Annotated in this window: 18 protein-coding genes; 12 read left to right on the top strand and 6 right to left on the bottom strand. The window is 62.9% G+C overall.

Translation table 11 applies throughout. The annotated features are described in order from the left end of the window. Positions 1–60: 60 nt before the first annotated feature. Positions 61–1,881, bottom strand: coding sequence for a M3 family oligoendopeptidase (locus VR71_RS06000; RefSeq protein ID WP_045682062.1), 1,821 nt, complete (start codon positions 1,879–1,881; stop codon positions 61–63). A gap of 134 nt (positions 1,882–2,015) precedes the next feature. Between VR71_RS06000 and VR71_RS05995 the strand changes: the two genes are divergently transcribed. Then, positions 2,016–2,846, top strand: coding sequence for a fumarylacetoacetate hydrolase family protein (locus VR71_RS05995; protein WP_045682060.1), 831 nt, complete (start codon positions 2,016–2,018; stop codon positions 2,844–2,846). Here VR71_RS05995 and VR71_RS05990 read toward each other — a convergent pair. Both VR71_RS05990 and VR71_RS05985 read right to left on the bottom strand, forming a co-directional pair. Further along, the gene (locus VR71_RS05990) at positions 2,800–3,789 is read right to left on the bottom strand and encodes an alpha/beta fold hydrolase (protein ID WP_045682058.1); all 990 of its coding nucleotides are present in this window, start codon (positions 3,787–3,789) and stop codon (positions 2,800–2,802) included. The two genes, VR71_RS05995 and VR71_RS05990, sit on opposite strands and share 47 nt — an antisense overlap. Further along, positions 3,789–4,079 carry an SCP2 sterol-binding domain-containing protein gene (locus VR71_RS05985; protein WP_009815573.1) on the bottom strand — a complete coding sequence of 97 codons (291 nt, stop codon included), beginning with the start codon at positions 4,077–4,079 and terminating at the stop codon, positions 3,789–3,791. The genes VR71_RS05990 and VR71_RS05985 overlap by 1 nt, the downstream gene beginning before the upstream one ends. A gap of 71 nt (positions 4,080–4,150) precedes the next feature. On the opposite strand from VR71_RS05985, the gene VR71_RS05980 reads away from it, so the two are divergent. The 5 genes from VR71_RS05980 (at position 4,151) to VR71_RS05960 (ending at position 9,231) form a co-directional block, all read left to right on the top strand. After that, the gene (locus tag VR71_RS05980; RefSeq protein WP_296429951.1) at positions 4,151–4,711 is read left to right on the top strand and encodes a tetratricopeptide repeat protein; all 561 of its coding nucleotides are present in this window, start codon (positions 4,151–4,153) and stop codon (positions 4,709–4,711) included. Between the two features lie 21 nt (positions 4,712–4,732). Continuing rightward, a complete protein-coding gene (locus VR71_RS05975) occupies positions 4,733–7,654 on the top strand; it encodes a helicase-related protein (protein ID WP_045682055.1) in 2,922 nt (973 codons plus the stop codon). Between the two features lie 4 nt (positions 7,655–7,658). Beyond that, entirely contained in the window at positions 7,659–8,039 is a 381-nt protein-coding gene (locus tag VR71_RS05970) for an RNA-binding S4 domain-containing protein (protein ID WP_009815569.1), read from the top strand. Positions 8,040–8,091: 52 nt separating this feature from the next. Next, complete coding sequence (gene fdxA, locus VR71_RS05965) at positions 8,092–8,430, top strand: ferredoxin FdxA (protein WP_009815568.1); 339 nt, start codon at positions 8,092–8,094, stop codon at positions 8,428–8,430. A gap of 291 nt (positions 8,431–8,721) precedes the next feature. Beyond that, positions 8,722–9,231 carry a CarD family transcriptional regulator gene (locus VR71_RS05960; protein ID WP_037242295.1) on the top strand — a complete coding sequence of 170 codons (510 nt, stop codon included), beginning with the start codon at positions 8,722–8,724 and terminating at the stop codon, positions 9,229–9,231. Positions 9,232–9,288: 57 nt separating this feature from the next. On the opposite strand, the gene cobS is transcribed toward VR71_RS05960, so the two are convergent. Continuing rightward, positions 9,289–10,047, bottom strand: a complete 759-nt coding sequence (gene cobS, locus VR71_RS05955) for an adenosylcobinamide-GDP ribazoletransferase (RefSeq protein WP_045682054.1) — start codon at positions 10,045–10,047, stop codon at positions 9,289–9,291. Between the two features lie 77 nt (positions 10,048–10,124). Here cobS and cobT point away from each other — a divergent pair, with 77 nt between their 5' ends. After that, a complete protein-coding gene (gene cobT, locus VR71_RS05950) occupies positions 10,125–11,141 on the top strand; it encodes a nicotinate-nucleotide--dimethylbenzimidazole phosphoribosyltransferase (RefSeq protein ID WP_045682053.1) in 1,017 nt (338 codons plus the stop codon). Positions 11,142–11,230: 89 nt separating this feature from the next. Further along, the gene (locus VR71_RS05945; protein ID WP_045682052.1) at positions 11,231–12,895 is read left to right on the top strand and encodes an iron ABC transporter permease; all 1,665 of its coding nucleotides are present in this window, start codon (positions 11,231–11,233) and stop codon (positions 12,893–12,895) included. Positions 12,896–12,949: 54 nt separating this feature from the next. Here the strand turns inward: VR71_RS05945 and VR71_RS05940 are convergent, their stop codons facing one another. After that, positions 12,950–13,555 (bottom strand): flavin reductase family protein, encoded by a 606-nt coding sequence (locus VR71_RS05940; protein ID WP_296429949.1) that lies wholly within the window; start codon positions 13,553–13,555, stop codon positions 12,950–12,952. An 88-nt stretch (positions 13,556–13,643) separates the two neighbouring features. Here VR71_RS05940 and VR71_RS05935 point away from each other — a divergent pair, with 88 nt between their 5' ends. The 4 genes from VR71_RS05935 to VR71_RS05920 all read left to right on the top strand — a co-directional run bounded on the left by VR71_RS05935 (position 13,644) and on the right by VR71_RS05920 (position 16,817). Further along, the gene (locus VR71_RS05935; protein WP_045682048.1) at positions 13,644–14,129 is read left to right on the top strand and encodes a GNAT family N-acetyltransferase; all 486 of its coding nucleotides are present in this window, start codon (positions 13,644–13,646) and stop codon (positions 14,127–14,129) included. Between the two features lie 55 nt (positions 14,130–14,184). Further along, positions 14,185–14,955: an EcsC family protein gene (locus VR71_RS05930; protein WP_045682046.1), complete on the top strand. Its 771-nt coding sequence runs from the start codon at positions 14,185–14,187 to the stop codon at positions 14,953–14,955. A gap of 196 nt (positions 14,956–15,151) precedes the next feature. Then, positions 15,152–15,628 (top strand): hypothetical protein, encoded by a 477-nt coding sequence (locus VR71_RS05925; RefSeq protein WP_296429947.1) that lies wholly within the window; start codon positions 15,152–15,154, stop codon positions 15,626–15,628. Beyond that, a complete protein-coding gene (locus tag VR71_RS05920) occupies positions 15,621–16,817 on the top strand; it encodes an HlyD family secretion protein (protein WP_045682044.1) in 1,197 nt (398 codons plus the stop codon). The genes VR71_RS05925 and VR71_RS05920 overlap by 8 nt, the downstream gene beginning before the upstream one ends. Positions 16,818–16,829: 12 nt before the next feature. Here the strand turns inward: VR71_RS05920 and ptsP are convergent, their stop codons facing one another. Continuing rightward, the gene (gene ptsP, locus VR71_RS05915; protein WP_009819542.1) at positions 16,830–19,073 is read right to left on the bottom strand and encodes a phosphoenolpyruvate--protein phosphotransferase; all 2,244 of its coding nucleotides are present in this window, start codon (positions 19,071–19,073) and stop codon (positions 16,830–16,832) included. Positions 19,074–19,087 lie beyond the last annotated feature (14 nt).

Raw genomic sequence — 19,087 nt, 5'->3', positions numbered from 1 at the left:
CCTTGGCCTACGGCCAATTCCCCCGAAGTATTTTGGGCAAGATGAAAGCCCGACCGAGCCTTAGCCCTCCATCGCCTCCAACTCGTCGATCATACCAGAGATCATCGACAGCCCCTTGTCCCAGAACGCCGGGTCAGAGGCATCAAGGCCGAACGGGGCAAGCAGGTCCTTGTGATGTTTGGACCCACCCGCCTTGAGCATCTCGAAATACTTGTCCTGAAATCCCTCGGGATTTTCCTCGTAGACCGCATAAAGAGCGTTCACCAGCCCGTCACCAAAGGCGTAGGCGTAGACGTAGAAGGGTGAATGGATGAAATGTGGGATATAGGCCCAAAAGGTCTCATACCCGTCCATGAAATCAAATGCTTCACCGAGACTTTGGGCCTGCACTGACATCCAGAGCAGGTTGATATCGTCAGGGGTCAGTTCGCCGTCGCGCCGCGCGGCGTGGAGTTTGCATTCGAAATCGTAAAACGCGATCTGGCGCACGACCGTGTTGATCATGTCCTCGACCTTGCCAGCCAGCAGCACCTTGCGTTCGGCCTGGGTCTTGGCCCCGTCGAGCATGCGGCGGAAGGTCAGCATTTCGCCGAAAACACTGGCGGTCTCGGCCAGGGTGAGCGGTGTCGAGGACAGCAATTCGCCCTGATCCGCCGCCAGGCGCTGATGCACGCCATGCCCCAGCTCATGCGCCAGCGTCATCACGTCGCGCGGTTTGCCAAGGTAGTTGAGCATCACATAGGGATGCACGGTCGTCACGGTCGGATGGGCAAAGGCCCCCGGCGCCTTGCCCGGTTTCACGCCGGCGTCGATCCAGCCCCGCTCGAAAAACGGCTGCGCCAGATCGGCCATGCGCGGATCAAAGGCGGCGTAGGCCCCCATCACCGTGTCGCGCGCCTCGTCCCAATCGACCAGGCGCGTGGTCTCCATCGGGAGGGGGGCGTTGCGGTCCCAGACCTGCATCCGCTCCAGCCCCAGCCACTTGCGCTTGAGCTCGTAATAGCGATGCGACAGTTTCGGATAGGCCGCGACCACCGCATTGCGCAGCGCCTCGACGACCTCGGGCTCGACATCGTTCGAGAGGTGGCGTGCGGTCTGGGCCGTGGGCATCTTGCGCCAGCGGTCGATCACCTCTTTTTCCTTGGCCTGCGTATTGTGGACGCGGGCAAAGGTGCGGATGTTCTCGCCAAAGACCCGTGCCAGTTCACGAGCCGCCGCTTCGCGTTTGCTGCGGTCCTGTTCGGTGAGCAGATTCAGCGTGCCCTCGATGCTGAGGTCATCGCCATCGACGGTAAAGGTCAGCCCGGCAATGGTCTCGTCAAAGAGGCGCTCCCAGGCGTCGCCGACAACGCCGAGGTCATGCAGGAATTTCTCCAGCTCATCCGAAAGCTGATAGGGCTTCATCGCGCGGATGCGGTCGAGCACCGGCTTGTAGCGGGCAAGATCGTTGTTTTCGGAATACATCGCCGTCAGCGCAGTCTCGTCGAGCCGGTTCAACTCCAGCGAAAAGAACACCAGCGGCGTGGTCGAATTCGTCACCTTTTCCTGACAATCAGACATGAATTTCGCCCGCCCGCCATCGGTGGTCAGCTGGTAATAGCGCAGGCCCGCGTAGGACATGATGCGTCCCGCGATGTTGCTGATCGCCTCATCGCGCCGGATACAGTCCACAAGACCCTTTGCGTCGAGCGTGGCCAGTTTCCCCTCGTAATCGGCGGCAAACTCGGCGCAGGCGCTCTGTAGCCACTCAAGATCGCGTTTGAGTTCCGGGGCCGTCTCTGAGGTGTAGAGATCGCTCAGATCCCATTCCGGCAGGTTTCCCAGGTTCCTGTTACCAGATGTTGCATTGGCGTCGCGGACGGGAAACGGCAGATTGAGCATGGGGCACCTCGTGTTGATATGGCCCAGACATAGGCCGGAGGTGCCGGGGCTACAAGAGGACAGGCACCACTGGTGCTTGCCATTCGCGACCTGCTGGCTAGGGTGGCGCGCACCATGAACCGGGGAGGTGAGACATGAAATTCGCACGATATGGTACGGCCGGGCAGGAGAAGCCTGCGGTTCTGGACGATCAGGGGCGGTTGCGCGATCTGTCGGGCGTTTTGCCTGATCTCGCGGGGCCGCTGTTGGCGGACCTGCCGCGCATCGACCCCGAGAGCCTGCCATTGGTCAAGGGAACGCCACGGATCGGCCCGCCGGTAGGTCAGGTGGGCAAGCTGATCTGCATTGGGCTGAACTATACCGATCATGCCGAGGAGTTGGGCGTTGACGCGCCACCAGAGCCGGTGGTGTTCCTCAAGGCGACATCGGCCATCACCGGCCCCTATGACCCGGTCAGCCTGCCGCGTGGCGCGCGCAAGGGCGATTGGGAGATCGAGTTGGGCGTGGTGATCGGTCGTCGCGCAAAATACGTGACCGAGGCAGACGCGTTGTCCCATGTTGCGGGCTACACCATTGTCAACGACGTGTCAGAGCGCGCCTATCAGATGGAGCGGGCCGGCCAATGGACCAAGGGCAAGAGCTGTGACAGTTTTGCGCCGATTGGTCCCTGGCTGGTCACGCCTGACGAGGTGGACGATCTCGAGGCGCTCGACCTTTCGCTCGACCTCAATGGCACGCGGATGCAGACCGGCAGCACGGCGCGGATGATCTTTCCGGTGGCGCATATCGTGGCCTATCTGAGCGAATTGATGACGCTTGAACCCGGCGACGTGATCGCAACCGGCACGCCTCCCGGTGTGGGCATGGGCCAAAGGCCGCCGCGCTATCTGGCCGAGGGCGATGAAATGGTGTTGCGGATCAGTGGGCTTGGGGAGCAGCGCTCGCCCGTGGTGCGGGACCGCTAGAGCCAAGGCGCGCGGTGCTGCCGTAGAAATCGCAAAGCTGTTGCAACATGCGTTTGCGCATGTCTTGCGTGTCCATCAGGGTCTCATGCCGCCCGCCGGGCACCACGTCCAGGTGCCCGCCCGGCCACTGCGCCATGCGCTCGTGCACACGCGGCACATCGACGATCTGCTCGTCGCTGCCCAGAATGGTCAGGCAGGGCAGGGCGGGTGAGGGCAGGCGTGCGAGATCGCGGGTCTCGCGCAGGGCCTCGTGCAGCCAGTGCAGACTGGGGCCGCCCAGCCCAAGTTCGGGATGCGCCCGCAACTGCCGCGCCATGTCGTCATACATCTCGCGGTCATTGGTCAGCTTGTTGGTCTCGAACGGTTCGGCCAGCACGTAATGTTCGCCCGCCGTGCCGGGGGCATAGCGATGGCTCATGCCAAGTTGCCGACTGCCCCAAGACAGCGACCACGCGACCGGGCGCAGCGCTTGGGCCATGTGGATGCCCCACATCGGGCTGGAAAAGGCACAGCTTTGAACGTCCAGCCCCTCTATCACCGCACGCAGCCCGATGCAGCCGCCCATGGAATGCGCCAAGAGATACCAAGGGCGCGGCAGATCGAGGCGCTTGGCGGCCTCGCTCATGGCGATGACATCCTGCTGGTAGTCTATGAAGTGATGCACATGGCCCGCCATGGCATCCTCGGTCAGCCGGTCAGAGAGACCCTGACCGCGCCAGTCGATCGCCAAAGTCGCATAGCCACATCCGGCAAAATGCGTGGCGGCACGACCGTATTTTTCGATGTATTCCGTCCGTCCGGGAAACAGCAGAATGGTGCCCTTCGGCCCCTGCCGGTTCCACAAGCCAACGCGAAGGCGCACCCCGTCGGCTGCGGTCAGCCACCACGCAGCACCGCCCTCAGGCCCGTAGGCCACATCGTCAAAGAGCGGTGCCTCATGCATCAGGCCAGCACGCTGCCCAGCTTCATCGCCATGCCCATGTCGCCGTCGACGCTGAGGCGGCCAGACATGAAGGCGGCGGTCGGATCGAGATCGCCGGCGAGAATCGATTCGAACGTGTCGCGGCTGGCCGTCATCGTGACATCGGTCTCGTCGTCACCTTCGCGCGCGCCATCGGCGTCGATCACGATCGCACCCTCGTCCTCGATGACGAATTTCGCGGTGCCGTCAAACCCTTCGCCGCCGAGTTTTTCATTCAGGGCAGCCACCGCTGCGGTCATAACGTCGCTCATTTGCGCTTCCTTTCACATTTGCGATGCCGGGGCTGTGCAACCGGACAATCTGCGCTAAACTCACACATGTTATGGGTGCAGTAATCATCAATCTCAACCGTATCGTCGCGGCAGGTGTCGCGATAGTCACGTTTTCCCTACCCGTGCTGGCGGAGGAGACGCGATTGGATGATCTCTTTGCCCAGCTCTCGCAGGCCGAGGCGCCCGAGGCGCGCAAGATTGCCGCAGAGATAGAGCTGGCGTTGTCGCGCTCTGGGTCGCCCGCGATGGACCTCTTGCTGAGGCGGGGGCAGGATGCGCTCGAAGCGGGGGACCTTGGGGCGGCAATCGAGCATTTGAGTGCCGCCATCGACCATGCGCCGGACTTTGCCGAGGCGTGGCATCTGCGCTCCGTCGCGTTCTTCAAGCAGGAAAGATACGGTCTTGCGCTGCATGACATCGAGCAGGCCTTGGCGCTCGAGCCGCGGCATTTCAACGTGATCTATGGCCTGGGTGTCCTTTTGGACGAACTCGGCCAGCCCGATCTGGCAGAGGATGCGTTTTCGCGCGCCTTGGCTATACATCCCCATCACGAGGACGTAACCAAGGCCCGGGAGAGCGTGACCCGGGACTTGGGCGGCGCGGAACTCTGACACTTTCAAGGAGCACGGCGGATGCCCGAACAGTCAAGAACCTTTGCGGTTCTGGGCCCGACCAATACCGGCAAGACGCATTACGCGATTGAGCGGATGCTGGGCTATCGCACCGGAATCATCGGCCTGCCGTTGCGCCTCTTGGCACGCGAGGTCTATGACAAGATCGTAGCCGTGCGCGGCCCCTCTGTCGTGGCGCTGGTCACGGGCGAAGAACGCATCGTGCCCGAGCGCGCGCAGTACTGGGTCTGCACCGTCGAGGCGATGCCCGAGGGGATGGGGACGGATTTCGTCGCGGTGGATGAGATCCAGCTCTGCGCCGACCCTGAGCGCGGCCATGTCTTCACCGACCGGCTGTTGCGCATGCGCGGATTACGCGAGACGCAATTTCTCGGCAGTCACACCATGCGCCAAACCATGGCCGCGCTGGTGCCGGGGGTGGAATTCCTGAGCCGCGCGCGTATGTCACAACTGACATACACCGGCCCCAAGAAGATCGCCAAGATGCCCGCCCGCAGCGCGATTGTCGGGTTCTCAGTTGAGAATGTCTATGCCATCGCTGAATTGCTGCGCCGTCAAAAAGGCGGGGCCGCAGTGGTCATGGGCGCGCTCAGCCCGCGCACCCGCAATGCACAGGTAGAGCTCTATCAGAATGGCGATGTCGATTATCTCGTCGCGACGGATGCCATCGGCATGGGGCTTAATCTCGATATCAACCATGTGGCGTTTTCCTCTCTCAGCAAATTCGACGGGCGCAGAATGCGCTATTTGCAGCCGAACGAGTTGGGGCAAATCGCCGGGCGCGCCGGGCGGGGGATGAGCAACGGCACCTTTGGGGTGACCGGCGAGGCCCCCGATCTTGATCCCGAACTGGCCGAGGCGATCATGGAGCATCGCTTTGCGCCGATCCGCAAACTCGAATGGCGCAATGCGCGTCTGCAATTCGGCACCACGGCCGCACTGATTGGCAGTCTTGAGGCGCGACCGGAGCACGAGTTGCTGGCCCGCGTCCGCGAGGCGGATGATCTCACCGCGCTCAAGACTTTGTCTGACCTTCCGGATGTGGCGCGGCGGGCCATCGGCGGGCCTGCCGTGAAACTGCTCTGGGATGTCTGCCGAATTCCCGATTTCCGGGGCATCAGCGCGGCAGAACACGCGAGCCTTCTGGAACGAATCTTTTGTGATCTGGTTGAGTATGGTCGGGTGCCCGATGACTGGCTGGCACAGCAGGTGAGCCGCATCGACCGGACCGATGGCGATATCGACACACTGTCCAAACGGTTGGCGTATATCCGCACATGGACCTATGTCGCGCAGCGAAAAGGTTGGGTGGATGACGAAAAACATTGGCGCGGCGCGACACGCGCTGTAGAAGACCGCCTGTCGGACGCGCTGCACGAACGTCTGACCCAGAGATTTGTGGACCGGCGCACATCCGTGCTCTTGCGCCGGCTCAAGCAGAAGGAAGCCATGGTGGCCGAAGTGAACGATCAAGGTGACGTGACCGTCGAAGGCGAATTCGTCGGACGGCTCGAAGGGTTCCGCTTTATGCAGGACAGGTCTGCGGCGGGCAACGAAGCGCGCACGCTGCAACAGGCGAGCACGGCGGCACTGGCCCCGCATTTTCATCTCAAGGCGGACCGGTTCTACAACGCGCCCGACACCGAGATCGACTTTACCGAGCAAGGCGGCCTCTTGTGGGGCAAGGAGGCGGTGGGCAAACTGACGCCCGGTGCAGACCCGCTCAAGCCGCAGATCGTGGCCTTTGTCGATGACGAGGCGGGGCCGGATGTGGCCGCCAAGGTGCAACGCCGCTTGCAGCATTACATCGACCGCAAGATTGCCACCCTGTTCGAGCCGCTCCTGAACATCCAGCGCGACGAGACGCTGAACGGTCTGGCGCGCGGATTCGGCTTTCGCATGGTCGAGGCGATGGGTCTCATCCCGCGCGGCGAAGTGGCGGATGAAGTCAAGGCGCTGGATCAGGACGCCCGCGGCGCGCTGCGCAAACATGGCATCCGCTTTGGTCAGTTCACGGTATTCCTGCCACTCCTGCTCAAGCCCGCGCCGACGCGCCTGCGGCTGGTGCTGTGGTCGCTAAGCCAAGGGATGGATGAATTCCCCGAGGCCCCGCCGCCGGGTCTGGTCACGGTTCCCGCGCGCAGTGACGCGCCCAAGGGCTATTTCACCATGGCTGGCTATCGCGCCGCCGGGGATCGGGCGATTCGGATTGATATGCTCGAACGTCTGGCGGACATGCTGCGCGGTGAGGATACGCGGGCTGGGTTCGAGGCCAAGCCGGACATGCTCTCGATCACCGGCATGACGCTGGAGCAATTCGCCGTCTTGATGCAGGGGCTGGGCTACAAGGCCGAGCGCGGCGAGCGCGAAAAAGTCAAACCGGTGGATCAGGCTATCGCGGATGCGCCCGCCGATGCTGCCCAAGCCGCAGAGGCTGAAACGGTAGGCGATGTGGTTGCGGATATCCCCGATGAGGGCGTCGCTCCCATCGCGGCAGAGCCCGAGATCGAGGCCGAAGTGCCCGGCGCTCTGGACGCGGTCCCCGCCGAGGAACTGGTCCCCGGCGAGACGCCGGACGTGGCCGCCCCCGAGATCGAGGTCTTCTATACGTTCACCTGGGCTCCGCGTGCGAGTCGGCCTCGTGGCGAACGTCCGGCGCAAGCAGGACGCGGGCCGCGTGGCGCACAGGGCGCGCAGGGAGCACAGGGTGCCCCGAGCGACGGTGGCGAGGCGCAAAAGCGGGAAGGCAGACCGCAGCGTCAAGGTGGCAAACCCCGCGGCAAACCCGGCAAGGGCAAACCGCGCGAGGCGCGTGAAGAACAGCCCAAGACCTATGCCGCCAAGCCCGAGAAAAAGAATGACCGGATCGACCCGGACAATCCCTTTGCCGCCGCGCTCATGGGGCTGAGGACCAAGGGCTGAGCGTTTGGACGGCCCGGGCGTAAAAATCAGGCTCGACAAATGGCTCTGGCAGGCGCGGTTCTTCAAGACGCGCACGCTGGCGGCCAAGGAAGTATCGGCCGGGCATGTGCGGGTGAATGGCGCGCGGGTGAGCAAACCCGCGCAGGCCGTCGGGCCACAGGATGTGCTCACATTTTCACAGGCCACACGGGTGCGGGTGGTGCGGATCGTCGAGATCGGCACCCGGCGTGGCCCGGCACCCGAGGCGCAGGCGCTCTATGACGACCTGAGCGACCCGGTGACGCAGGACAGCGTTCCGCCCGCGCCCAAATATGAGGGAAAAGGACGCCCGACCAAGCGTGACCGCCGCAAACTCGATCTCAATGGACCGGGACCGCTTGATTGATCCGCCCCACTGGATTAGGTGAGGCGCAATTCGGCAAGAATGAGAGACGGCCATGACCTATATCGTGAACGACGCCTGCATCGCCTGCAAATACACCGACTGTGTCGAGGTCTGCCCGGTCGATTGTTTTTACGAGGGCGAGAACATGTTGGTCATTCATCCGGATGAATGCATCGACTGTGGCGTCTGCGAGCCGGAATGCCCCGCCGACGCGATCCGCCCGGACACCGAGCCGGATATGGAAAAATGGGTCGAGTTCAACCGCAAATATGCCGAAATGTGGCCGGTGATCATCACCAAGAAAGACCCGCTGCCCGAGGCCGAAGAGCGCGACGGTGAGGCCGGCAAGCTTGATAAATATTTCTCCGAGGCTCCCGGCGAAGGCGGCTGAGACTGATTCGCGGACAGGGTGCGGCCGACTGGGCCGCGCGCGAAATCGTGAACGCCGTAAAGCGTTCATTTGAGGGCGTGAGTGCCCTCTGCCAGAACACCGCCCTTTCATTGAGCGGTTTTTTGTGATACAGTTTCATGACAAATGAAGAGATAGCCTGATATCCATTCACCCGCGTTGCTGCCCGGGGGTGGATTACTCTGCGACAGAGTTACATATTCCGTGGACCAATATGGCCCTTGGCATATGTTTTTGTGCGTCTGAGCTGGCAGCCCTGCGAGGAAGACCTGAATGTCGAAGACCAAGAAGTCCGAATTTCGCCCTGATGATTATGTTGTATACCCCGCGCATGGCGTGGGCCAGATCGTTTCGATCGAAGAGCAGGAAATCGCCGGCATCACGCTGGAACTGTTCGTGATCTCGTTCGAAAAAGACAAGATGACCCTGCGTGTGCCGACCAACAAGGCCACCGAGATCGGAATGCGTGGCCTGTCCAGCCCCGATGTCGTGTCCAAGGCCATGAGCACGCTCAAAGGCAAAGCCAAGGTCAAGCGCGCGATGTGGTCGCGTCGGGCGCAGGAATACGAGCAAAAGATCAATTCCGGCGATCTGATCGCTATCGCCGAAGTGGTGCGCGACCTGCACCGCTCTGACGACCAGCGCGAGCAAAGCTATTCCGAGCGGCAGCTCTATGAAGCCGCGCTCGAGCGTTTGACCCGCGAAGTCGCCGCCGTTTCCGGCGGAGATGAAGTGCTGGCTGCGCGTCAGGTGGATGAGGTGCTGGTGTCGCGCGCCGCGTGAGTCCGATCACCTCAGATAGTCAAAGGCCGTACCGCAAGGTGCGGCCTTTCTCGTGCCTCACGCCAAGAGGCTGATCAACACCGCGATCTCCGCCAGTTGCTGCGTTGCGCCAAGGATGTCGCCCGTCTGTCCGCCGATCTTGGCGCGCGCGATCAAAGCGATGGCCAACGTCGTGAAACCTGCGCATACCAGTGCTGTAAGACCCGCGCCCCCAAGCAGCGCAAATGTCCCTGCCGCCGCCAGCCCAATCCCCAGGGTCACAGTTGCAACCCTCGGGCGCCCCTGTGCCTGTGACAGCCCCGTGTCGCGGGCATGCGGCAGGGCACACATCACCACCGGCATCATAGCGCGCGACAGCATGGCTGCGGCCAGCACGGCCGCTGTCGCAATCGCCGGGCTGGCGTCAAAAAGCAGCCAGAGCGCCACACCGCGAGCCCCAAGGGACAGGATCAGCGCAATCACCCCATAACTGCCGATATGACTGTCTTTCATGATCGCCAACCGCCGCTCGCGCGTCCAACCGCCCCAGAGACCATCGGCAGTATCGGCAAGCCCATCCTCGTGCAGGGCACCGCTCAGCAGAATCGGAGTGGCGACGACCAAGAGCGCCACCAACGGTGTCGGCCATCCCAGCCAGAGCGCGACCAGCCCGCCCAAGGCCGCTAGTCCGCCCAGCACCACGCCCGCCAGCGGATAGGCCCAAGCCGCCCGCGCGCCCCGCTCATAGTGCCACACCGGCACAGGCAAGCGGCTGAGCAGGCTCAGCGCCAGCGGCACATCTCTGAACCGGATCAAGGCTGTGTCGTTTTCTGCCATGGGCGTGCCCTTTTCGTCTGGGGCGGGGGCTCTGCCTGCGATACAGAAAGGACAGATCACAATCAATGAGGCTTTGCATGGCGGGTGCCTTCTCTTCACTGTCCGATTTTGCGGCACTCCTTGGCGAAATGCCCGGCCCGGACCCTGCCGCCATGATTGATGCGCAGGCGCGTGATGCGCAATTGACCAAGCCCCCCGGTGCTCTTGGGCGGTTAGAGGGGCTTGCGGTGTGGTATTGTGGCTGGCGCGGCGAGGCACGGGCCCGCGTGACCGCACCTCAGGTGATTGTCTTTGCCGGCAATCACGGTGTCGTGGCGCAGGGCGTTTCGGCCTTTCCCGCCGAAGTGACCGCGCAGATGGTCGCGAATTTCCGCGCGGGCGGTGCAGCCGTAAACCAATTGGCGGCGCAGGTCGGCGCGCGGATGGACGTGCACGCGCTTGATCTCGACCGGCCCACGGGCGACATCAGCCTTGGCCCGGCCATGTCCGAAGACGAGATGTTGATCGCGCTCAGCACGGGCTGGGATGCGGTTGATCCGGCCAGTGATCTCTTGGTCGTGGGGGAAATGGGGATCGGAAATACCACAAGCGCTGCGGCAATTGCCTTGGCGCTCCATGGCGGAGAGGCCGCCGCTTGGACCGGGCGCGGCACGGGCCTCGCAGACGCGGCACTTGCCCATAAGGCGCAGATTGTCGCGCAGGCGGTTGCCATCAACGCGGCCAGCGGGGCAGGGGGGCTGGAAGTCTTGCGCCGCTTGGGCGGGCGCGAGTTGGTGGCGATGGCCGGGGCCATGGCGCGGGCGCGGAACCTGCGCATTCCGGTGATTCTCGACGGATTCATCTGCACTGCCGCTGCGGCCTGCCTTGAGGCAGAATGCGCCGGCGCGCTCGGTCACACTGTGGCGGGGCATGTGAGCGCCGAACCCGGACATGCGCGGCTCTTGCAGATATTGGACAAGGTGCCGCTTCTCTCCCTCGATCTGCGTCTGGGCGAGGGATCAGGCGGCGTGCTGGCGGTGAGCGTTGTTCAGGCGGCCTTGGCCTGCCATTCTGGAATGGCCACCTTTGCAGAGGCGGGCGTGACGGGCGCGTGACGCTGCCTGTTCTGGCGTCATCGCCTTGACCCGCCTGTTGCCCCGGAATACTGATTAAAATCGTCAGATTACCCCGGAGCGTCAGGCCCATGAGCGAAAAACTTTTGCACCGCCTTGCATGGGTCGTGGTCGTGCTCTGCGTGGCCCCTATCCTCGCGGCGGCGCTCGCGGCGTTGACGGGCGATTTGCAAACCTGGCGCGAGGTGCTGTCCACCGTCCTGCCCCGCTATACAGCCACGACCCTGACACTGGTCGTGATTGTCGGGCTGAGCACGGCGGTGATCGGGTCGGTCACGGCTTGGCTCGTGACCGTCTATCGCTTTCCCGGTGCCCGGCTGCTGGAGGTTGCACTGGCCCTGCCGCTGGCCTTTCCGGCCTATGTGATGGCCTATGCCTATACCCATATGCTGGATCACCCCGGCCCGGTGCAAACGGCGCTGCGTGCCGTGACCGGATGGGGGCCGCGTGACTATTGGTTTCCCGAGGTCCGCAGCTTGGGCGGTGCGGCAGTGATGCTGACCATCGTTCTTTACCCTTACGTCTACCTGCTGGCGCGCGCCTCGTTCCGGCAGCAATCGGGCAATGCGTTTCTGGTGGCGCGCACGCTGGGACGCTCGCCGATGCAGGCGTTCTGGCGCGTGGCCCTGCCGATGGCGCGTCCGGCGATTGCGGGCGGTGCGCTTCTTGCCATCATGGAGACGATCGCGGATTTCGGCACCGTGGCGTTCTTCAACGTTCAGACCTTTGCCACAGGCATCTATCAGGCGTGGTTCAGCCTTGGCGACCGGGCGGCGGCCGCGCAGCTGGCGCTCTGCCTGCTGGCCTTTGCGCTGTTGCTGGCCGGGCTGGAACGCAACAGCCGGGGGCGGTCGCGCACCGCCGGACGCGGCGCGCGGTTCGAGACGATGGAGCAGCCTGTTCTAAAGGGAGCGGCGGGCTGGGGGGCATTCTTGCTCTGTTTCCTGCCGGTGCTCCTGGGGTTTGTGCTGCCGGTGATCATGCTCGGGGTGATGGCGATCGGCTCGGGGCAGAATATTCTCTCAGCGCGGTATCTTGGGTTCATGTCCAACTCGATCCTCCTGGCGAGTGTGGCCGCCGTGCTGACCGTCGCGGGGGCCATCCTTGTGGGATTTCGTGCGCGCACCCGTCCAGGGCGCAGCTCTCGCTGGCTAGTGTTGGGGGCCGGGCTTGGCTATGCGGTGCCGGGCGGGGTGATTGCGGTGGGGCTGATGGTGCCAATGGCGGGGCTGGACAATGCCATCGACGCCGTCATGCAAGAGACATTCGGCATCCGCAGCGGGCTTTTGATCACGGGATCAATCTGGTTGATGATCCTCGCCTATATTGTGCGGTTCATGGCGGCCGCGCTCAATGCCTATGACAGTGGCATGGCGACGGTGCCGGGGCATCTGGATGCGATCGGCCGCTCCTTGGGACAGCCCGGACCCAAGCTGCTGACCCGTGTGCATTTGCCGGTGGCGCGCACCTCGGTGGTGACCGCGCTCTTGATCGTTTTCGTCGATGTGATGAAGGAACTCCCGGCCACGCTGATCCTGCATCCCTTTGACGTTCAGACGCTGGCGGTGCAGGCGCATCGCCTCGCCGCCGATGAGCGGCTCTCAGAGGCGGCGGTGCCCTCGCTGGTGCTGGTGGGCTTTGGCCTGATCCCGGTGCTGATCCTCTGTCGCACGCTGGGACGTGAAAGCATGGGACGGCGTGCGGCGAAACTGGGCACGGCGATTTCGGCGGGGTGATGGGAGGGGCAGTCGCCCCTAACGCCACCGCGCGGCTCACCACACCGCACCGCGTTACTCCCCCGGACGCCGCAGGCTGAATATCTCGCGGATCACCGAATAATCCTGATACCCAAGCCGAGTCAGAGGCGTGTAGCGGGTGATGTCAAAGCGGCCATCCACCATGCAATCATCGCGCATGTGAATGCCTGTCACTTCGCCGAACACCACGAAATTCGCCTCACCCGGCAATTGCACGATCTCGGTCAACTTGCATTCCAGACTCGCCGGAGAGGCCGCCACCCGCGCGCAGGAAATCGTGCTGCACTCGGCTTTCTCCAGCCCGGCATCGACAAATTCATCCACGTCACGCTCCCATGCCCCAGAGGTGCGATTCATCGCGTCGCGCAAGGCCTCGCTTACGATATTCACGCAAAACACGCCGGTCTCACGGATATTGGCCACACTGTCCTTGGTATCGCCGCGATCCGCCTTGGCCGCAGTCGAGGCGAACATCACCTGCGGCGGCACATAAGCCACGGCATTGAAAAAGGAATAGGGGGCGAGGTTATCCTGCCCATCGGCACCCCGGCTCGAGATCCAGCCAATCGGGCGCGGCGTCACAATGGCGTTGAACGGGTTGTGCGGCAGGCCGTGGCCATCCTCGGGTTTGTAAAACATCCACCTCTCCTTGGTCATCGGGTTTGTGCCTGTCGTAGCGTCGTGCTACGCGCATGACCAGTTGATTTTCGCAAGGACAGAGCCCGGCATGTTCACCCTCGAGACGGAGAAAGCCGTTGATTATTGGGAGGTTGAGGCCCTCTATGACCTGTGCTTTGCACCGGGGCGCGAGGCGCTGTCGTCCTATCGCCTGCGCGACAACGTGCCAGCCGTCGCCGATTTGTGCCTTGTGGTGCGCGATGGTGAGGGGATTTTGGCCGGGGCGATCCGCTACTGGCCTGTGCGGATCGGGGTGGCACGCGCGCTCTTGCTGGGGCCAGTGGCCGTGCATCCCACCCATCAGGGCGAGGGGTTGGGCGCGCTTCTGATCCGCGACAGCTTGGAGCGGGCAGAGGCGCTGGGCTGGGATCGGGTCATTCTGGTGGGCGATGCGCCCTATTACAGCCGCTTTGGATTTGCCAAGCTGGCCTCGGTGGAAATGCCGCCCCCCACCAACCCAGAGCGCGTTCTGGGGCTGGAACTGCGCCCGGGTGCATGGGCGACTGTGGCGGGCAAAGTGGCGCGCGATGCTTGAATTCTAACGCCGCCGTGGCCAGTTCAACGGGGTAAAACCCTTGCGGAGCACGCAGATGGAGCTATTGGGCCGACCAATCGGCGAGACCGAGATCGAAACGCGCATGAACGCGTTGGTGCAGCGCAATGCTCAGGCGGGCAATGGGGTCATTGACCTGCTCAACCTCGTGGGCGGACAGGCCGAGGGGCTGCTGGACCGCCTGCCACCGGCGCTGCGGATGCGACTCAACGAGACCACCGAAGAGGCGCTCCGCCGTGCTGCCGAAATAGCGCATCGCTCGCGCAGCGTTGTCGGCGAACAGCCCGGATGGCGAACACGCGCGCTGACCGCCTCGATGGGGGCTGTGGGTGGCATGGGCGGCCTGCCATCGGCCTTGGCAGAGTTGCCAATGACGGTGACGGTGCTGCTCCGGGCGATTCAGGATGTGGCGGTAGAGCACGGGTTTGATCCATCTGAGCCCAGTATTCGGTTCGATTCCATCGAGGTGTTCGGCGCGGCCGGTCCGCTTGAACGCGATGATGGGGCCAATGCGGGCTTTATCGGGACGCGGATGACGGTCACTGGCCCTGCGCTCAAGGCGCTGATCGCGCGGGTGGCCCCGCGTCTGGCGGCTGTGCTTGGGCAAAAACTGGCGGCGCAAACGGTTCCGATCCTCGGCGCTGCGGCGGGGGCTGCCACCAACTATGCCTATACCCGCTACTATCAGGATATGGCGCAGGTGCATTTCGGGCTACGGCGGCTGGCGATTGATGCCGGGCGCGAGAGACAAGATGTGGTTGCGGAATTTCGCGCGAAAGCCGCCAAGACGCGGCTGCGAAAAGGGTAAAAGATACCGGGTCCAGATTGATGGATGTCGTGGGCATAAGTTTATCAAAATCAATTGGCTAGGCGTTGTGAAATTTACCCAGAACGGCCCGGACACCCGTGGGTTGAAGTGCCGAAGACCACGACCCTCGCGCGGCGTGCGCCTCTTGGCGAGATAGGAGCAAACAGCACCCGAACCGGGACTGCGACCGGGAAAAATGACCACTGCACTGCCAAGGGCTGCGAATTTTCTTGATATTCTGTGCCGAGATCATACCGTCGAGACAATCAATTTTAGTCAGGTGTTAAGCATGGCAGCAGAATCAGATCATGGACACGCTCTGCCGGCATGGTTCGCATCTCCCGGTGATGGGGATGTTCTTGCGTGGCTGTCTTTGGCTTTGATCATCGGGGGGCTTTACGCGCTCGTGACGCTCTATGCGGCTTTTGATCGTTGGGCAGAGCATCAGTCACACGGAACGCCTTTGGCCAAAACCATTCCCACAATGCTGACGGTTGCCTTGCTGTACGAGATATTTCCTCTTGGACATTTCAACATCCTGCTCCCGATCAGTGCGATCCTGATTGCCTTGATGGCGGATTGGGCGCGCTTCAATCTGAGAGGGGCGCCTGCGGCTGAGAGTGATCCGCGACCGGATGTCGAAAACCAGACAAGCGAGGCAGACCGTGTTTGAGCTCCTACTGACCTCGTTTCCGGTCATCATCCGCTATTTCCAGTTAAAGCGCCGAGGGGAGGCTCTGACCGTCTGGAACATGCGCACGGCGGTTCTGATCTGGGCGGTGCTGGCGTTCCTGCTGTTTCTCGTCATCTTTTACTTTCACCCCAAATCCTATTCGGGCATCGTCCCCTTTCGCACCATTTCCGTGGTTGCGCAGGCCAGTGGGCCGGTCACCGAACTTCCAGTCCGCAATGGTCAACGGGTCGAACCCGGTGATCTCCTGTTCCGTGTTGACAGCCGGTCCCAACAGGCGGCTCTGGCGCAGGCAGAGGCCGAGTTTGCCAAGATCAGCGCGGCAGAAACCAAGGCTGGTGAGACCCTGAAGGTGGCGCAGTTCAGTGTGGTCGAGGCGACGGCATCGCTGGAAAAGCTGAGGGTCGATCTGGAGAATGCGCAGACATTGGTGTCCAGAAATGTCGGGACACGAGATGCGGTTCGCGAGCTTGAGGCCTCGGTCGCAATGGCGCAGGCGGCATTGGAGTCCGCAGAGGCACAAGTGGGCCTCGCCCAAACGGATATTTCCGAAAGCCTGCCGGCGCAACGTCGGGCGGCTGAGGCTGTTCTGGAGAGTGCAAAGGTCGCGGTCGATCAGACCGAGGTGCGCAGCTATTCTGGGGGCGTGGTAACACAGCTTGCGATGAGCGTGGGCAGTCCGGCCTCGACCCTGATCCTCAGCCCGGCCATGGTGATCATTCCGGACCGGCCCGAGGGATGGCCGGTGCGGACGATCGCGGGGTTTTCTCAGGTCGCTCGCGGGACCATTTATGACGGAATGCCCGCTGAAATTGCCTGTGACAGCAACGTCAGCCTGTCGTTCCGCAACGCGGTCCTGCCTGCGCGGGTGGTTGCAGTCCAGCCTGCGATTTCCACGGGGCAGATCGTGCCGGGTGGGCGCTTGTTGGACCCTGCCGATATGCTGCGACGCGGCTCGATTCTGGTTTATCTCGAGCTTGAGTATCCCGAGCACGAAAAGATCATGCTGGATGGCAGCGGGTGCTTGATTCAGACCTATACCAGCAATCTTCCGGGATTTTTGGGGCATGTGATCGCGGCGACGGGCGTGATCAAGGCGGTCGGGTTGCGCATCAAGGTCTGGGGATCGCTGGTGTCGGGCGTGGGTCTTGCCGGGGGTGGTGGGCACTAAGTCCCCTTCGCGTTACATCTGCTCGCGTAGATAATCCATCACAGCCGGGCGCACGCTTTGCGCGCCGCGCGCGCGCTCGATGTGAATCACATCACGCAATCCCCCAAGGTCGATCCGCCGCAACAGGCTTTTGACCGGACCGATAGAGGCGGGGCGCATCGAGAGCGTGCGAAATCCGATCGCGGCAAGACACGCAGCCTCAACGGGGCGGCCCGCATCCTCGCCACAGAAACTGAGCGGCGTGCCAAGGGTAGCGCAGCGATAGACTATGCCTTCGAGGAAATTCAGAAAGCTGATGTTGAGCGTGTCGTACCGGCGGCGCACGCGCTCGTTCTCGCGGTCGGCGGCAAAGAAGAACTGCTTGAGATCGTTCCCCCCGACCGACAAAAAGTCCACCTCGGAATAAAACGCATCCGGCGCAAAGGCGAGCGATGGGGTCTCCAGCATCGCCCCCACCTCGATCAGTTCGGGAATCGGATGGCCCAGAATGCGCTCGCGCTCCAGTGCCTTTTCCATCTCGGCGCGGGCGGCGGTGAATTCGTCGCGCTGTGCGACAAAGGGGAACATGATGGTCAGCGGGCGGCCCTTGGCCGCACGGATGAGCGCCTGAAGCTGCATCCGCATCACCCCCGGCTTGTCCAGCCCAACCCGGATCGCGCGCCAGCCCATCGCCGGGTTGGGCTCGTCGTTGGGCTTCATATAGGGCAGCACCTTGTCCGAGCCGATATCAAGCGTGCGGAACACCACGCGCTGTTGGCCTGCGGCATCCATCACCCGCGCATAGAGCTCTGACAATTCCGCCCGTTTGGGCATGTGGTTGCGAATGAGAAACTGCAACTCGGTGCGAAACAGCCCCACCCCCTCGGCCCCGGATCCGGCAAGGCTCGGCAGATCCGCCATAAGCCCCGCATTCATCTTGAGTTTGATATGCTGGCCACAGAGCGTCTCGGCGGGCTTGTCCCGGATCGAGGCATAGCGTTGCTGCGCCTCGGCCTGCATCGCCATCTTGTCGCGAAAGGCCGACACCACGGTATCGTCTGGGCGCAGATGCACAATGCCCTGATCGCCATCGACAAGGATCAGATCGCCGTTCAACGCCTCGGTGGTGATGCGATTGGCATGGATCACCAGCGGAATCGCCAGGGCTCGCGCGACAATGGCGGCATGCGACCCGACCGATCCCTCTTCCAGAACGATCCCCTTGAGGCTGCGACCATAGTCCAGCAATTCCGCCGGGCCGATGCTGCGGGCGATGAGGATCGGATCGGGCGGCATATCCGCGCCAGTCTCGTGGCCCTGACCGGTGAGGATACGCAACAGGCGGTTCGACAGGTCATCCAGATCATGCAGCCGCTCGCGCAGGTAGGCATCCGTGACCTGTGTCATGCGGGCGCGGGCGGCGGATTGTTCCTTTTCCACGGCGGCCTCAGCCGAGAGGCCGCTGTCGATATTGGCCTCCATCCGGCGCATCCAGCCCTTGGAATTGGCGAACATGCGATAGGCCTCGAGCACCTCCATCTGGTCCTTGTCGCCGCCCTTGGCAGACGTCAGCATACGATCAACGCCCACGCGCAACGTCTCGACCGCCTCGTTGAGGCGCGCCAACTCGCGCACCGGATCATCGGCAATGGGGTTGGTCACAACCACGCGCGGTTCGTGCAGCCAGACACGGCCCTGCGCGGTGCCCTCTTGCGCGCTGGTGCCACGAAAGAGCACGGCCTGCTGATGGCGGGCCGACATGGCCGCCCCTTCACCCACGAAGGCGCCAAGCTCGGCCATTTCGGCCAACACCATGGCGACCACCTCGACCGCATAGATTTCCTCATCCGAGAACAGTCGCGCCTGTTTCGATTGCACGACGAGAACGCCCAGTTTTTCACCAAGCCGCTGGATCGGGACGCCGAGAAAGGATGAATAAGCCTCTTCCCCGGTTTCCGGCATATAGCGAAAGCCGCGCTCTGCGGGGGCATTGTCAGTGTTGATCACCTCGCCGGTGCGCGCCACACGGCCCACCAGACCTTCACCCATGCGCATCCGGGTCTGGTGCACGGCCTCGGGTTTAAGACCCTCTGTGGCACAAAGTTCCAGCGTGTCCTCATCGCGAAACAGGTAGATCGAACAGACCTCGATCCGCATTTCCTCGGCGATCAGGCGTGTAATCTGGTCAAGACGGGTCTGGCCGCCTGCATCCTCGGCCATGATGGCGCGCAAGCGGCCCAACATCTGGCGGCTGTCGGTCTTGAAATGGTCGCTCATGCGCGGCGGTCCCC

The organism is Roseovarius sp. BRH_c41, from assembly GCF_000961715.1.
Lineage (GTDB): Bacteria > Pseudomonadota > Alphaproteobacteria > Rhodobacterales > Rhodobacteraceae > Roseovarius.
Note: the sequence above shows the minus strand (reverse complement) of the source record. Positions and strands in the feature narration are given on the sequence as shown.

What these genes read in the sequence shown, in the direction of transcription:
- VR71_RS06000 (WP_045682062.1), bottom strand. Translation starts at nt 1,881, where the DNA reads ATGCTCAATCTGCCGTTTCCCGTCCGCGACGCCAATGCAACATCTGGT.
- VR71_RS05995 (WP_045682060.1), top strand. Translation starts at nt 2,016, where the DNA reads ATGAAATTCGCACGATATGGTACGGCCGGGCAGGAGAAGCCTGCGGTT.
- VR71_RS05990 (WP_045682058.1), bottom strand. Translation starts at nt 3,789, where the DNA reads ATGCATGAGGCACCGCTCTTTGACGATGTGGCCTACGGGCCTGAGGGC.
- VR71_RS05985 (WP_009815573.1), bottom strand. Translation starts at nt 4,079, where the DNA reads ATGAGCGACGTTATGACCGCAGCGGTGGCTGCCCTGAATGAAAAACTC.
- VR71_RS05980 (WP_296429951.1), top strand. Translation starts at nt 4,151, where the DNA reads ATGGGTGCAGTAATCATCAATCTCAACCGTATCGTCGCGGCAGGTGTC.
- VR71_RS05975 (WP_045682055.1), top strand. Translation starts at nt 4,733, where the DNA reads ATGCCCGAACAGTCAAGAACCTTTGCGGTTCTGGGCCCGACCAATACC.
- fdxA (WP_009815568.1), top strand. Translation starts at nt 8,092, where the DNA reads ATGACCTATATCGTGAACGACGCCTGCATCGCCTGCAAATACACCGAC.
- VR71_RS05960 (WP_037242295.1), top strand. Translation starts at nt 8,722, where the DNA reads ATGTCGAAGACCAAGAAGTCCGAATTTCGCCCTGATGATTATGTTGTA.
- cobS (WP_045682054.1), bottom strand. Translation starts at nt 10,047, where the DNA reads ATGGCAGAAAACGACACAGCCTTGATCCGGTTCAGAGATGTGCCGCTG.
- cobT (WP_045682053.1), top strand. Translation starts at nt 10,125, where the DNA reads ATGGCGGGTGCCTTCTCTTCACTGTCCGATTTTGCGGCACTCCTTGGC.
- VR71_RS05945 (WP_045682052.1), top strand. Translation starts at nt 11,231, where the DNA reads ATGAGCGAAAAACTTTTGCACCGCCTTGCATGGGTCGTGGTCGTGCTC.
- VR71_RS05940 (WP_296429949.1), bottom strand. Translation starts at nt 13,555, where the DNA reads ATGTTTTACAAACCCGAGGATGGCCACGGCCTGCCGCACAACCCGTTC.
- VR71_RS05935 (WP_045682048.1), top strand. Translation starts at nt 13,644, where the DNA reads ATGTTCACCCTCGAGACGGAGAAAGCCGTTGATTATTGGGAGGTTGAG.
- VR71_RS05930 (WP_045682046.1), top strand. Translation starts at nt 14,185, where the DNA reads ATGGAGCTATTGGGCCGACCAATCGGCGAGACCGAGATCGAAACGCGC.
- VR71_RS05925 (WP_296429947.1), top strand. Translation starts at nt 15,152, where the DNA reads ATGACCACTGCACTGCCAAGGGCTGCGAATTTTCTTGATATTCTGTGC.
- ptsP (WP_009819542.1), bottom strand. Translation starts at nt 19,073, where the DNA reads ATGAGCGACCATTTCAAGACCGACAGCCGCCAGATGTTGGGCCGCTTG.